At 70.0% G+C, this 13,972-nt stretch carries 12 protein-coding genes; 7 read left to right on the top strand and 5 right to left on the bottom strand.

All coding sequences use genetic code 11. From position 1 onward, the window contains the following. Window positions 1–50 precede the first annotated feature (50 nt). Window positions 51–872, top strand: a complete 822-nt coding sequence (locus tag AC1C2U_RS11320) for an ABC transporter permease (protein ID WP_495361833.1) — start codon at window positions 51–53, stop codon at window positions 870–872. Here AC1C2U_RS11320 and AC1C2U_RS11325 read toward each other — a convergent pair. From AC1C2U_RS11325 to AC1C2U_RS11335, 3 genes are read right to left on the bottom strand one after another with little or no spacing between them, the layout of a single operon-like run. Beyond that, entirely contained in the window at window positions 850–1,701 is an 852-nt protein-coding gene (locus tag AC1C2U_RS11325) for an ABC transporter ATP-binding protein (protein WP_495361834.1), read from the bottom strand. The two genes, AC1C2U_RS11320 and AC1C2U_RS11325, sit on opposite strands and share 23 nt — an antisense overlap. Continuing rightward, on the bottom strand, window positions 1,698–2,828 hold the full coding sequence (locus tag AC1C2U_RS11330) for a putative F420-0 ABC transporter permease subunit (protein WP_495361835.1): 1,131 nt from the start codon (window positions 2,826–2,828) through the stop codon (window positions 1,698–1,700). Before AC1C2U_RS11330 ends, AC1C2U_RS11325 begins: the two co-directional genes overlap by 4 nt. Continuing rightward, window positions 2,828–3,859 carry a putative F420-0 ABC transporter substrate-binding protein gene (locus tag AC1C2U_RS11335; RefSeq protein ID WP_495361836.1) on the bottom strand — a complete coding sequence of 344 codons (1,032 nt, stop codon included), beginning with the start codon at window positions 3,857–3,859 and terminating at the stop codon, window positions 2,828–2,830. The genes AC1C2U_RS11330 and AC1C2U_RS11335 overlap by 1 nt, the downstream gene beginning before the upstream one ends. 281 nt (window positions 3,860–4,140) lie before the next feature. Between AC1C2U_RS11335 and AC1C2U_RS11340 the strand changes: the two genes are divergently transcribed. Both AC1C2U_RS11340 and AC1C2U_RS11345 read left to right on the top strand, forming a co-directional pair. Continuing rightward, window positions 4,141–4,593 carry a DUF805 domain-containing protein gene (locus AC1C2U_RS11340; protein WP_495361837.1) on the top strand — a complete coding sequence of 151 codons (453 nt, stop codon included), beginning with the start codon at window positions 4,141–4,143 and terminating at the stop codon, window positions 4,591–4,593. 107 nt (window positions 4,594–4,700) lie between these two features. Beyond that, a complete protein-coding gene (locus AC1C2U_RS11345) occupies window positions 4,701–5,438 on the top strand; it encodes an SDR family NAD(P)-dependent oxidoreductase (RefSeq protein ID WP_495361838.1) in 738 nt (245 codons plus the stop codon). Between the two features lie 33 nt (window positions 5,439–5,471). On the opposite strand, the gene cofD is transcribed toward AC1C2U_RS11345, so the two are convergent. After that, window positions 5,472–6,497 carry a 2-phospho-L-lactate transferase gene (gene cofD / locus AC1C2U_RS11350; RefSeq protein WP_495361839.1) on the bottom strand — a complete coding sequence of 342 codons (1,026 nt, stop codon included), beginning with the start codon at window positions 6,495–6,497 and terminating at the stop codon, window positions 5,472–5,474. Window positions 6,498–6,591: 94 nt separating this feature from the next. On the opposite strand from cofD, the gene AC1C2U_RS11355 reads away from it, so the two are divergent. Then, window positions 6,592–8,640, top strand: coding sequence for an elongation factor G (locus AC1C2U_RS11355; RefSeq protein ID WP_495361840.1), 2,049 nt, complete (start codon window positions 6,592–6,594; stop codon window positions 8,638–8,640). Window positions 8,641–8,689: 49 nt separating this feature from the next. Here AC1C2U_RS11355 and AC1C2U_RS11360 read toward each other — a convergent pair whose 3' ends face one another. Further along, window positions 8,690–10,156 (bottom strand): aminotransferase-like domain-containing protein, encoded by a 1,467-nt coding sequence (locus tag AC1C2U_RS11360; protein WP_495361841.1) that lies wholly within the window; start codon window positions 10,154–10,156, stop codon window positions 8,690–8,692. Between the two features lie 252 nt (window positions 10,157–10,408). On the opposite strand from AC1C2U_RS11360, the gene AC1C2U_RS11365 reads away from it, so the two are divergent. The 3 genes from AC1C2U_RS11365 (at window position 10,409) to AC1C2U_RS11375 (ending at window position 13,971) form a co-directional block, all read left to right on the top strand. After that, window positions 10,409–11,257, top strand: a complete 849-nt coding sequence (locus AC1C2U_RS11365) for a nitrilase-related carbon-nitrogen hydrolase (RefSeq protein ID WP_495361842.1) — start codon at window positions 10,409–10,411, stop codon at window positions 11,255–11,257. 174 nt (window positions 11,258–11,431) lie between these two features. Next, window positions 11,432–12,895 carry a dihydropyrimidinase gene (hydA, locus tag AC1C2U_RS11370; RefSeq protein ID WP_495361843.1) on the top strand — a complete coding sequence of 488 codons (1,464 nt, stop codon included), beginning with the start codon at window positions 11,432–11,434 and terminating at the stop codon, window positions 12,893–12,895. A 44-nt stretch (window positions 12,896–12,939) separates the two neighbouring features. Beyond that, window positions 12,940–13,971, top strand: coding sequence for a TIGR03842 family LLM class F420-dependent oxidoreductase (locus AC1C2U_RS11375; protein WP_495361844.1), 1,032 nt, complete (start codon window positions 12,940–12,942; stop codon window positions 13,969–13,971). Window position 13,972 lies beyond the last annotated feature (1 nt).

Raw genomic sequence — 13,972 nt, forward strand, 5'->3', positions numbered from 1 at the left:
CCACCCCCGCTGGTCGAGGAGGCCGCGAAGCTGCCGTCTCGAGACCGACCATGGGCGGCGGGACGCTCTCCCTCCTCGGCTCCGAACTCCTGACCCTGTTCCGTCGCCGCCGCACCTGGGCGATGCTCGGCGCGCTCGCACTCATCCCGATCCTGATCGCCGTCGCCATCCGCGTCGCGGGCGATTCGCCGAGTGGCCGCGGCCCCGCTTTCCTCGACCAGATCACGAACAACGGTCTCTTCGTCGGGGTCACCGCGATCACCGTCGCGATTCCGCTGTTCCTGCCGCTCACGATCGGGGTGGTCGCGGGTGACTCGATCGCGGGCGAGGCGAGCCACGGCACTCTGCGCTACCTGCTCATCGCGCCGGCCGGGCGCATCCGGCTGCTCCTCGTCAAGTACGCGGCGGCCGCGGTGTTCTGCGCGGCGGCGACCCTCACGGTCGTGGTGGTCGGCACGCTCATCGGCTGGGCGCTCTTCCCGATCGGGCCGGTGACGCTGCTCTCGGGTGCGTCGGTGAGCGTCGGTGACGGACTCCTCCGGTTCCTGGCGATCGCCGCGTACGTCACGGTGTCGCTCCTCGGCCTGTCGGCGATCGGCCTGTTCCTCTCGACGCTGACGACCGTGCCCGTCGGTGCAATGGCGGCGACGGCGATCCTCGCGGTGGTGGCGCAGATCATGGGCGCGCTGCCGCAGCTCGAGTGGCTGCATCCGTGGCTCTTCACCCACTACTGGCTCGGCTTCGCCGACCTGCTGCGCGCGCCGCCGGTGTGGGACTCGTTCGCCGACAACGCGCTGCTGCAGGCCGGCTACCTCGCGGTGTTCGGCGCGCTCGCGATCGGCCGGTTCCTCACGAAGGACGTGTTGTCGTGAGCGGCGCCGTCGTGAGCGGTGCGACACCCGCGTAAGCGATGAGCGGTCGGCCGGTCGACGGGTGTTCGAGCACTTCGGCCTCGACGCCCCAGACCTCGCGGATGAGCCCGGGTTGGAGCACGTCGGCTGGGGCTCCGGATGCCACGACCCGGCCCCGCTCGAGCACGATCACGTGATCCGCGTACGCGGCCGCGAGCCCGAGGTCGTGCAGCGCCGCGAGCACGGTGCGACCGCTCGACGCGAGCGAGCGCAAGAGCTCGAGGCTCGTGAGCTGCGCTCGCACGTCGAGGTGGTTGGTCGGCTCGTCGAGCAGCAGCAGTCGGGGTTCCTGCGCGAGTGCCCGGGCGAGGTTCACCCGCTGGCGTTCGCCGCCGGAGAGCGACGAGAACGGGCGCTCGGCAATCGCCTCGAGCCCGAGGGCTGCGAGCGACTCGGCGACCACGGCCCGATCCTGGTCGCCGAGCCCAGACCAGGCGCCGAGATGCGGAGTGCGGCCGAGGGCGACGACCTCGTCGACCCGCAACTCGGGGGAGTCGTGGGTCTCCTGCTCGGCGAGCGCGACGAGCCGGGCCCGGTCGCGGCGGCGCAGGACGGCAAGATCGTTGCCGTCGAAGGTGAGCGCACCGGCATCCGCTCGCTCGAGCCCCGCGATGAGATGCAGCAGCGTGGACTTGCCGGCGCCGTTGGGGCCGAGCAGCGCGCCGAGGCGGCCAGCCGGCACCGTGACGTCGACATCGTCGATGACGAGCCGCCCCGTGCGTGTGAAGTGCACGCCGGCGGCGTCGAGGCCGAAGTCGCCCGGGCCGGAGCGATCGTCCCTGCCGGTCATCGCAGGCTCCGGTTCCGCAGCAGCAGCACGGCGAACACCGGCCCGCCGATGAGCGCGGTGAGGATGCCGACGGGCAGCTCCCGCGGGTCGAAGAGCGTGCGTGCACCGGTGTCGGCCCAGATGAGGAAGATCGCGCCGGCGAGTGCCGAGAGCGGCAGGAGCGCGCGGTGGCGGGAGCCGACGAGCAGGCGCACGGCGTGCGGCAGCACGAGCCCGACGAACCCGATCGAGCCGCTCACGGCGACGAGCGCACCGGTGAGCATCGCGGTGCCGCCGAGCAGCAGCCATCGGCTGCGGGCTACGTGCACGCCGAGCGCGGCGGCGGCGGTGTCGCCGAACGCGAACGCGTCGAGCGTCTTCGCGCTCGTGAGCAGCGGCACCCCGATCACGACGACCGCGCCGCCGGCGATCGCGACGGACACCCAGTCGGTGCCGGCGAGCGAGCCGAGCAGCCAGTTGAGAATCTCACGGTAGCTGTCGCCGGTCGCGCTCCAGAAGATCACGAGGCTCGTGAGGGCGCCGAACACCGACGACACGGCGAGCCCGGCGAGCACGGTCTTCGTGGGCGAGAGACCGCCGGCCGCCCGCGCGAGGCCGAGCGTCGCGACGAGCGCCACGATGGCGCCGGCGAACGCGGCGAGCGGCAGCAGGAGCCCGACCCCGAGCACGATGACGACGACGGCGCCGACCGAGGCGCCCGACGAGAGTCCGAGCAGGTACGGGTCGGCGAGGGGGTTGCGGGTGAGTGCCTGCATGACCGCGCCGCAGAGCGCGAGACCGGCGCCGACCGCCGCAGCGGTGAGCACCCGGGGCATCCGCAGCTCCCACACGATGCCGTCGCGAAGCGGGGGCAGCGTCGGCTCGCCGATGCCGAGGTGTGCGAGCACGCTCGCCCACACGTCGGCTGGGCTGAGGCCCGCCGGCCCGATCGTGACGGCTGCCACGATCGAGATGACGAGCAGCACGGCGAGGCCGAGTGCCCACGCGGTGGTGCGGCGACCGCTCGAGCGTTCCGCTGGACGAGGAGGCGCGCCAGCGCCGTCTCGAACCCCCTCCGCGCGAGCGTCGGGGTTTCGAGACGCGTCCTCCTTCGTCGGACGCTCTTCAACCCACGGTCGGTCGGCCATCAGCGATCCAGCTCCCCGAGTTGCTCCACGAGCGAGGCGACCGCGCCCACGTTGCGCACGCCCGCCTCGGAGGCCGGGAAGTCGACGATCAGGTAGCGCTGCTGCTGCACGGCGGGGAGGGCTGCGGTCGCCGGGCTCGACTCGAGGTGAGCGATCTTCTGCTCGGCGGTGTTCCACGCGGCGTCGACGAGCACGATCACGTCGGGGTTCGCGGCGACGATCGCCTCCCAGCCCATCGAGGTCCAGGTGTCGTCGACGTCTGCCGCGATGTTCTCGAGTCCGGCGGCCGACATGATCATCTGCGGGGCGCCGATGCCCGCGCCGACGAAGGGCGTCTCGTCGCCCGAGCTGTACCAGAGCGCGGTGAGGCCGTCGTCGTTCGGCTCGATTGCGTCGAGTTCGGCGCGCTGCGACGCCACGAGTTCAGCCGCGACATCCGGAACCCCGAAGATGTCCCCGGCCTCCTCGAACTCGCGGAAGACCTCGTCGAAGGTCAGCGGTTCGGGCATGTAGCCCTCGCCCTTGCAGGCGGCGGGCGCGACGTAGGTGGCGACCCCGAGCTTCGCGAGAATCTCGCGGTCGCCGGCACCCTCGGCGGTGAGGTTCGACTCCCAGCCGGCGAAGACGAGATCGGGTTCGGCGGTGAGCGTGACCTCTTGCGAGGGCACCTTTTCGGAGAGCACCTCGAGCTCGGATGCCGCGCCCTCGAACTCCTCGGGCACCGGGCCGTCGCTGAATGCAGTGCCGATGACGCGGTCGCCGACTCCGAGGGCGAGGAGCAGCTCGAGCGTCGACGACTTGATCGTGACGATGCGCTCGGGTGCGGCATCGAACGTGACCTCGGTGCCGCAGTTGTCGATCGTGAGCGGGAACGCCTCGCCGTCGTCGGCGGGCGCTGCGGCGTCGGGAATCACCGTCGAGGTGGCCGCGCACCCCCCGAGGAGCAGGGCGGCGACGATCGGTGCGGCGAGGACAGCGGAGCGGCGACCGCGGCGGCTTCGGGTGCTGGATCGGATCGGTGCGGCGGGCATGAGGCCTCCGGGAGTGCGTGCGGATGGATCCGACGAGGTCGGCGACACACGGCCCAATCCCGGGCCATCACGACCGGTGAAAGCACACCGGCGGTCGTATTCATCCTATGCCTCGAGATGGGTGGCGTGAGGGGTGGCGGGGTGGGTATCGTGTAGCCGCTGCATCCGCCGTCGCAACCCGTTCGCCCGACACTTCGATGCATCGGCACGAGCTCGCTCGCGCAAGCCCCGACCAATCCCCGACCGCCCCGACCGCCCCCACAGAAGCGAGACCGTTCACGATGAGCATTGCCACCGCACCGCAGCAGACCGCGCTCGACGCGCCCCGATACGGCGCGAGCTTCGGGGAGGCCGTCTCACGGGGCTTCCGCAAGTACGCGACATTCTCGGGTCGCGCCAGCCGGAGCGAGTACTGGTGGTGGACGCTGATGCACGCCATCGTCGTCACCGTGCTGTACATCGTGCTCATCGTCGGTGGCATGACCGGTGCGACGGTCGACGCCGACGGCACGTCGATGCCCGGCCCGATGTTCGGCATCGGCTTCGCGCTGCTCGCCATCTGGCAGCTGGGCACGATCGTTCCCACTCTCGCGCTGGTCTGGCGCCGGCTGCACGACACCGATCGTTCGGGGGCGTTCTACTTCATCGCCTTCATCCCCTTCGTCGGCAGCATCATCCTGTTCGTCTTCACGGTTCTGCCGGAGGACCCGGCGGGCGCGCGTTTCGACCGCTGATCGACGCGGACGCAGCGTCCGATTTCCGCCAGTGCATGGCGTGGACTTCGTCCAGAGTGGAGGTACGACGCGGCGTTTCCGACGTCGATGAAAGGACGTACTCATCCATGAACACCATTGCATTGGTCACCGGCGGAAACCGCGGACTCGGACTCGCCACAGCCACTGCCCTCGCTCGCAAGGGAACCACCGTCATCATCGCCGGGCGTGACGCTCGAGCGGCCCGAGCCGCAGCAGACGAGCTCGTCGCGCAGGGCCTCGACGCCGAAGCGGTGACGATGGACGTCGTCTCACCCGCGCAGGTCGCCGCTGCGGCCGAGCTGATCGCCAGTCGCCACGGACGGCTCGATGTGCTGGTGAACAACGCCGGGATCCTGCCGGAGGCGACCGCGACGGGCGACTACGACTTCGTCGACATCGGCGCCTTCGCGCGCACCTTCGAGACGAACGTCGTCGGTGCAGCGACCGTCATCGAGGCGTTCATGCCGCTGCTTCGTCGCAGCGACGCCGGCCGCATCGTCAACGTCTCCTCGACCATGGGGTCGCTCAGCGACCAGTCCGATGAACGGTCGCCCTACTACGGGAGCATCGTTCCGGCCTACCAGGCGTCGAAGGCGGCGCTGAACAGCATGACGATCGGCCTCAGCAAGAAACTGACCGGCACGTCGGTCAAGGTCACGTCGGTGTGCCCAGGCTGGGTGCAGACCGATCTTGCACCGGGGAACCGGCAGCAGGCGCCGACGAGCGCCGAGGAGGCAGCCGAGATCGTGGTGACGGCAGCGACGCTTCCGGAGCACGCGCCGTCGGGAACGTTCATGAGCAGCGCTGGGCCCGTGCCGTGGTGACCCGCGACCTGTTCTCCGTCAGCTGACGTCGGATCAGCGCTGCGTGTTCGCCCGCGCGCCGACGCTCGAGCCGAGGGCGATGGCCGCGCCGGCAATGGCGGCGGAGGCATCGAGGTCGTGCATCCAGAGCGGGGCGGATGCCGCGTGCAACCCGGTCTCTTCGAGGGAGGCGGTCGCCGCGGCATCCGCTTCGTCGACGAGCCAGGCATCGAGCAGGCCGCCGGCCGCCCTCGTGCCGTAGTGCCGGCCGACGGCTTCGGCGGTCGTCTCGACGCCGATCGCGGTGAGGCACGCGTCGGCCATGCCGCGCACGACCTTGCCGCCGATGATGGGGGAGACGCCGACGACGGGCGCATGCGTCTCGGCGAGGGCCTCGCGCATGCCGGGGATGGCGACGATCGTGCCGATCGACACGACGGGGTTCGACGGCGCGATGAGCACGAGGTCTGCGCCGACGATCGCCTCGACGACACCCGGTGCGGGCCGGGCGGTCTCGAGGTTCTGCTGCCGGAAAGCGAGCGCGGGCAGGGCGGCGCGGTACCTCGTCCACCACTCCTGGAAGTGCATCTCGCGCTCGCCGGTGGGGTCGTCGGCATCGGCGACGAGCACGTGGGTGTCGACCTCGAAGTCGGTCGCCGGTATCAGTCGCACGCCGAGCGGCCAGCGCTGCTGGAGGCGATGCGCCACCTCGCTTGGCGTGAGGCCCTCGCGAAGCCAGGCTGTGCGCGCCAGGTGCGTGCCGAGGTCGAGGTCGCCGAGCGTGAACCACGGCCAGCCCACGCCCCACTCGCGCAGTTCGGCGGCGACGCGCTCGCTCTCGCCGGCACGGCCCCAGCCGCGCTCGGTGTCGTTGACGCCCGCGAGGGAGTAGAGCAGCGAGTCGAAGTCGGGCATGAGGCGGACGCCGGCGAGCCAGAGGTCGTCGCCGGTGTTCACGATCACGGTGACGGATGCCTCGGTGCCGCCGTGGCCGTCGGGCCAGCGCCGAGCGCACTCCTCGCGCACGCCGCGCACGAAGCGCGCGCCCCCGACACCGCCCGCGAGCACCGTGATCTGCACTCGCCCCACCCTACGCGCGCACGCAGGGGCTGGCGGTCGAGGTCGGCCGGGTCCACGATGGGAGGGACAGCACTGCAGCGGCGCGGGAGGCCACATGAACTCGACCTCGACCTCGACCCATCGGACCGTCGCCCTCGTGGGTGGAGCGGGTTCCGGCACGACGACGCTGCTCGACGCGCTGCTGCTGCGCGCCGGCGCGATCCCGAGAATGGGCAGCGTCGAGCAGGGCACGACGACCGGCGACCACGAGCCCGAGGAGATCGCGAGGGGTATGACGCTCGGGCTCTCGCTCGCCCACCTGGCCTGGGTCTCCCCCGACGGCACCGATCACACGCTGACGCTCGCTGACGCTCCTGGGCACCCCGATTTCATCGGTGGTCTCGACACGGCACTGGCGGTGGCGGATGTCGCGGTGCTGGTCGTGAGCGCGGTCGACGGCGTGACCGCCGGCACACGCACCGCCTGGGCCGCGGCGGAGGCGGCCGGCGTGCCGCTCATCGTCGTGATCACCCAGGAGGACAAGGCTCGCGCCGATTTCCGCCGGGTGCTCGAGGAACTGCGCGCCGCGTTCGGCGATCGCCTCGTGGCGCTCGAGCTGCCGATCGGTGAGGAGCACGATTTCACCGCGCTCGCCGACGTACTCAGCGAGCAAGCCCTCGTCTACGACGATGCCGGTCGCCATCATGACGAACCGCTCCCGGCCGCGGTCGAGGCGGAGGAGCATCGCATGCACGTCGAGGTGACCGAGGAGATCGTGTCGCATGACGACGAGCAGCTCGAGGCGTACCTCGACGGGCGTGAGCCCGCGGCATCCGAGCTGGAGCGCACCCTCGCCCGCGAAGTGGCGACCGGCGAGGCGATCCCGGTGGTCGTCTGCTCTGCGGTGACCGGCACCGGCGTCGACCGGGTCGCCGACCTCGTGTGCACGCTGGCGCCGTCGGCGCTCGAGCACGACAGCCGCATCGTGATGGGCGGCACCGAGGTAGCCGTCGCCCCGAACCCCGACGGCGAGACCCTGCTGCACGTCTTCCGCACCGTGGCCGACCCGTTCGTCGGGCAGGTGTCGATGTTCAAGGTGCTCTCGGGCGTCGTGCGGCCGAGCGATCGGCTGCACAACGCCACGACCGGTGCCGACGAACGATTGCACGGGCTCTTCCGGTTGCGGGGAGCTGAGCATCTGCCGGCCGACGTGCTGAGCGCCGGCGAGATCGGCGCGGTCGCGAAGCTCACCGGCTCGCCGTCGGGAACCCTGCTGTGGAGCCGCGCGAGCGGCACCGCCGAGCCCGCGCCGTTGCCGCGGCGCGAGCCGGTGTACGCGGTGAGCCTCACCCCGGTGACGCAGTCCGACGACGAGAAGCTCATGAGTTCGCTCGGCCGCATCGTCGCCGAGGATCCGACGCTCGTGGTCGATCGCACGGGCGGCGCGGCGATCCTCCGAGGCCTCGGCGACACGCACGTCGACGTCGCCGTCGAACGGCTCGCCCGCGTGTTCGGCGTGCGCGTGACGACCTCGCCGGCGCCGATCGGGTACCGCGAGGTGATCGCGGGCCGGGTCGAGGTCGAGGGCCGGCTCAAGAAGCAGTCCGGCGGGCACGGCCAGTTCGCCGTGGTGCAACTGCGGGTCTCGCCGATGCCGCTCGGTGGCGGGTTCGAGTTCGTCGACTCGGTGGTGGGCGGGGCCGTTCCGCGCTCGTACATCCCGGCTGTCGAGAAGGGCGCGCACGACGCCCTCGCCGCAGGCGGGCCGCAGGGGCATCCGGTCGTCGATGTGCGCGTCGAGCTGGTCGATGGCAAGTCCCACTCGGTGGATTCCTCCGACATGGCCTTCCGCACGGCGGCGTCGATCGGCGTGAAGGCGGCGCTCGCCGAGGCGGGCACGGTGCTGCTCGAACCCGTGTCGCTCGTGACCGTCACGGTTCCGAGTGAGCTGCAGGGCACGGTGCTGACCGATCTCTCCGGCCGCCGCGGGCGGGTCAGCGCGACGGAGGCCGCCGGCGACGGCCGGGCGCGCATCGTGGCGAACGTGCCCGAGGCGGAGCTCGCTCGCTACGTGCTCGACCTGCGGTCGATCACCGGAGGCCGGGCCGAGTTGACGATCGCGCCCGACCACTACGCGAGAATGCCGGGCGCCTCTACGAGGTGAGGCCGGCGTGAGGCCGACGCCAGCGCGGGCATCGGGAGGACACGGCGCCTCAGTACCCGCCGGCCGCCACGTGATGAGCCGCCGACGCGAGCGCATCCGCGACCTCGTCGGCGCCTTCGCGCAACAGGCCGACCGTCACCCGCACGAAGTCACCGCCCGCCCGGGTGCGGGCGCCGCCCGCGGCCTCGGCGACATCCGATGCCGCTAGGAACGGCGTACCCGCCGCCACGCGGATGCCGGCCGCCGCGAGCTGCACGAGCGCCGATCGTTCACTCAGCACGGGCATCCAGAGATTGATGCCGTCGGCGGCGGCGACCTCGACGCCGCGCGCCCGGAGCGCGTCGCCGAGCGCGCGCTGCCGGGAGTAGTACTGGCGTCGAGCCTCGGCGACGGCGTCGATGGAAGCGCGCTCGGTCAGGAGGTCGAGGAGGATCGTCTGCACCATGCGCGAGGTCCAGCCGGGCCCGAGCATGCGCCGGGCGACCACGCGCTCGACGAGCTCACGGGGGCCGCCGAGCGCGGCGATGCGCAGGTCGGGCCCGTGCGACTTCGAGAAACTCCGCACGTGCACCACCCGGCCGGGCAGCGAGCTGCCGAGCGTCACGTCGCCCTCGGTCGAGATGAGGCCCGAGTGGTCGTCTTCGATGACGACGAGGCCGTCGACATCGGCGGCCGAGCGGATGACTCGGGCGAGCGCCGCGGCCCGGTCGGCGTTCATCGAGGCACCGGTGGGGTTCTGCGCGCGCGGTTGCAGGAGCACCGCGACCGGCCGCCCGTGCAGAGCCCGGGCGAGTGCTTCGGGCACCATGCCGTACTCGTCGAGTCGCACGGGCACGGCCTCGGCTCCGAGCACGTCGAGCAGGTCGAGGAACGGCGGGAAGCCCGGGCTCTCGACCACGACGCGGTCGCCGAAGCGCACGAGCTGCTCGAGTGTGCGGGAGATCGCGTCGAGCGCGCCGTCGACGACCATGATGGTCTCGACCTCTGAGGGCCAGGATGCCGCGAGTGCCGCCGCGAGTGCCGGGATCACGGGTTCGGCCTGGTAGCTGCCCGTCTCGGCGCGGGCCGAGACGCGGGAGAGCGCGGGGCCGAGAGCCGGCAGCAGCAGCGGGTCGGGCGTGCCGCGTGAGAGGTCGAGCCGTACCGGGTCGTTCGGCGCGGCCATGCCGCGCATTCGGGGGGCGAGCCAGCTCTGCGAAAGGGGCCGTACGAAGCTGCCGGCGCGGCCGCGAGACTCGATGAGGCCGGCCCGTGAGAGCGCCTGCCAGGCCTGGCTCACCGTGGCCGGGCTCACCCCGAGCTCGCCCGCGAGCTCACGCACGGTGGGCAGGCGGGTGCCGACCCCGAGCTCGCCGGAGTTCACGAGGCGGGCGATCACGCCCGCGATGCCGCGGGGGGTCGTCTCGGGGAATTCGGCGAGCGCGGTCAGCGCAGGGCCGGTCACGCGAACACCGACCACGCCGGCTCCGACCGCACCACCAGCCGCACCGACGCCATTCACACGAGCAATTGCCACATCAAAAGCTGACACGACCATTGCCTCCTCACGAAGCAAGCGACAGGATGAGTAACCACAACCTCACAGTGTGAAACACAAGAGAAATGTTCACGCCGAACAATAACAGAACGGGTCGCGAGTCCCGTTCGGGAACTCCGGACTTGCAGTCCGTGGCACAACCTCTCGGCGTCACAGCACCACCCGGTGAGCAGCTCAGGTTCCACGCCCATCGAGTGCACGGCAACGACGCCGACCGACTCAGGAGGCACAATGACGATCGTCCGAGCGGCCATCACGCAGACGACCTGGACCGGCGACAAGGCGTCGATGCTCGACAAGCACGAGCAGTTCGCTCGCGATGCGAAAGCCCAGGGCGCCCAGGTCATCTCCTTTCAGGAGCTCTTCTACGGGCCGTACTTCGGCATCACCGAAGACGTGAAGTACTACGACTACGCCGAGCCGGCCGACGGCCCGATCGTGCAGCGTTTCGCCGCCCTCGCGAAGGAGCTCGGGCTCGTGATGGTGCTGCCCATCTACGAAGAGGAGCAGCCGGGCGTCTACTACAACACCGCGGTCGTCGTCGATGCCGACGGCACGATCCTCGGCTCGTACCGCAAGCACCACATCCCGAACCTCGACAAGTTCTGGGAGAAGTTCTACTTCCGGCCCGGCAACCTCGGCTACCCCGTGTTCCACACCGCCGTCGGCCCGATCGGCGTCTACATCTGCTACGACCGTCACTTCCCCGAGGGGTGGCGCGAACTCGGCCTGAACGGCGCGCAGATCGTCTTCAACCCGAATGCCACGAAGCCCGGGCTCTCGAACCGACTGTGGGAGATCGAGCAGCCGGCCGCTGCTGCCGCGAACGGGTACTTCGTCGCCGCCGCCAACCGCGTCGGCCTCGAAGACAACGAGTACGGCGACCTCGCCGTGAATTTCTACGGCAAGAGCCAGTTCGTCGACCCGCAGGGCAACATCGTCGGCGAGTACGGCTCGGGCACAGATGAAGAGATCGTGGTGCGCGACCTCGACCTCGACATGATCCGGCAGGTGCGCAATGCCTGGCAGTTCTACCGCGACCGCCGCCCCGAGTCCTACACGTCCATCCCGAAGCCGTGACCCCGTGGGTCGAGTAGCGCGAAGCGCGTATCGAGACCTCGCGACGAGATCTCGATACGGGCCTGGCGGCCCTACTCGATCAGCGAATGGAGACGGGCCTGGCGGCCCTACTCGATCAGCGAATGGAGACGGGCCTGGCGGCCCTACTCGATCAGCAAACGCAAAGGAGCAGTAGTGACCACCACCCTCATCACCGGCGGCACCGTCGTGAGCGCGACGGGCCGGGCCGCGGCCGACGTGCTCGTCGACGGCGAGACGATCCGGGCCGTGCTCGAGCCAGGGAGCAATATCCTGGGCACGGATGTCGCGGCATCCGTCGACCGAGTGATCGACGCCACCGGCAAGTACGTGATCCCGGGGGGCATCGACGCCCACACCCACATGGAGCTGCCGTTCGGCGGCACCGCCGCGATCGACACGTTCGAGACCGGCACCCGCGCGGCCGCGTGGGGCGGCACGACCTCGATCGTCGACTTCGCGGTGCAGACTTACGGGCAGCGCATCGAAGACGGCCTTGCGACCTGGCATGCGAAGGCGGCCGGCAACTGCGCGATCGACTACGCCTTCCACCAGATCGTGGGCGATGTCAACGAGGCATCCCTCGCCTCGCTCGCGAAACTGCCCGACGAGGGCATCACGAGCTTCAAGCTGTTCATGGCCTACCCGGGTGTCTTCTACTCCGACGACGCGCAGATCCTCAAGGCCATGCAGGTCTCCCGTGACACGGGCATGTTGACGATGATGCACGCCGAGAACGGCCCCGCGATCGACGTGCTCGCCGCGCAGCTCGTCGAGCAGGGCAAGACCGACCCGTTCTACCACGGCATCGCACGTGCCTGGGAGATGGAGGAGGAGGCCACGCACCGCGCGATCATGCTCGCGAAGCTGACCGGTGCACCTCTCTATGTCGTGCACGTGTCGGCGAAGCAGGCGGTCGAGCAGCTCGCCTGGGCCCGCGACAAGGGGCAGAACGTCTACGGCGAGACCTGCCCGCAGTACCTCTACCTGTCGCTCGAAGACCAGCTCGGCGCGAAGAGCGAGGAATGGGGCGCCTTCGAAGGTGCCAAGTGGGTCTGTTCGACGCCCCTCCGCTCTCGCGAAGAGGGCCACCAGGAGTCGATGTGGCAAGCGCTGCGCACGAACGACCTGCAGATGGTCTCGACCGACCACTGCCCGTTCTGCATGAAAGACCAGAAAGAGCTCGGCCGCGGTGATTTCCGCAAGATCCCGAACGGCATCGGCACGATCGAGCACCGCATGGATCTCATGTACCAAGGCGTGGTCACCGGTGAGATCACCCTCGAACGCTGGGTCGAGCTCACCTCGACCACACCCGCCCGCATGTTCGGCCTGTACGGGCAGAAGGGCGTCATCCAACCAGGCGCCGACGCCGATCTCGTGGTCTACAACCCGAATGGACACACGACGATCGGCGTCGGGCTCGATGCATCCGGAAACCCGACGGGCCGGACCCATCACATGAACATGGACCACTCCGCGTGGGAGGGCTTCGAGATCGACGGCCACGTCGACACGGTGCTCTCGCGCGGAAAGGTCATCGTCGACGGCTTCGCCTACCTCGGCGCCAAGGGCGACGGTCGTTTCCTCAAGCGCGGCCTCAGCCAGTACCTCATCTGAACACCGAGCGGCCTCCTCAACCCGCTGAATGAAAGGGAGCACGGATGGAATTCGGAGCGGTCCTGCAGACCAACCCGCCGGCATCGCGAACCGTCCAGCTCGCGAAGCTCGCCGAGAACCACGGCTTCACGCACGTCTGGACCTTCGACTCGCATATCCTCTGGCAGGAGCCGTACGTCATCTACAGCCAGATCCTCGCCGAGACCCGCAAGGTCAAGGTGGGGCCGTTCGTCACGAACCCGGCGACGCGCGACTGGACGGTGACGGCGTCGATCTTCGCGACCCTCAATGAGATGTACGGCAATCGGACGGTCTGCGGCATCGGCCGCGGCGACTCGGCTGTGCGCGTCACCAACGGCAAGCCCACGACCATCGCCGAGTTGCGCGAGTCGATCCACGTCATCCGCGAGCTCGCGAACAGCCGGCCCGTCGAATACCACGGCTCCACGCTGCAGTTCCCGTGGAGCCACGGCTCCGAGCTCGAGATGTGGGTGGCCGCCTACGGTCCGCTCGCGTTGAAGCTCGCGGGCGAAGTCGGCGACGGCTTCATCCTGCAGCTGGCCGACGTCGACATCGCGGCGTGGATGATCAAGCACGTGCGCGATGCCGCCGAGGCCGTCGGACGCGACCCGATGTCGATCACCTTCTGCGTCGCCGCGCCCATGTACATCGGCGACGATTGGGAGCACATGCGCGAGCAGTGCCGCTGGTTCGGTGGCATGGTCGGCAACCACGTGGCCGACATCGTCGCGAAGTACCCTTCGACAAGCTCAGGGCAGGCGGCAGCGGTTCCGCAGGCACTCACCGACTACATCAAGGGCCGCGAGGGCTACGACTACAACGAGCACGGGCGCGCGGGCAACGCGCACACGACATTCGTCCCTGATGAGATCGTCGACCGGTTCTGCCTGCTCGGCACGGCCGAGCAGCACATCGAGAAGCTCGAGCAGCTCAAGTCGCTCGGCGTCGACCAGTTCGCCGGATACCTCCAGCACGACAACAAGGAGGAGACGCTTCGGGTCTACGGCGAGACCGTGATCCCCGCGCTCTCCGAGCACCTGACGGCGAAGGCATGAC

Source organism: Agromyces sp. Y575 (assembly GCF_059445445.1).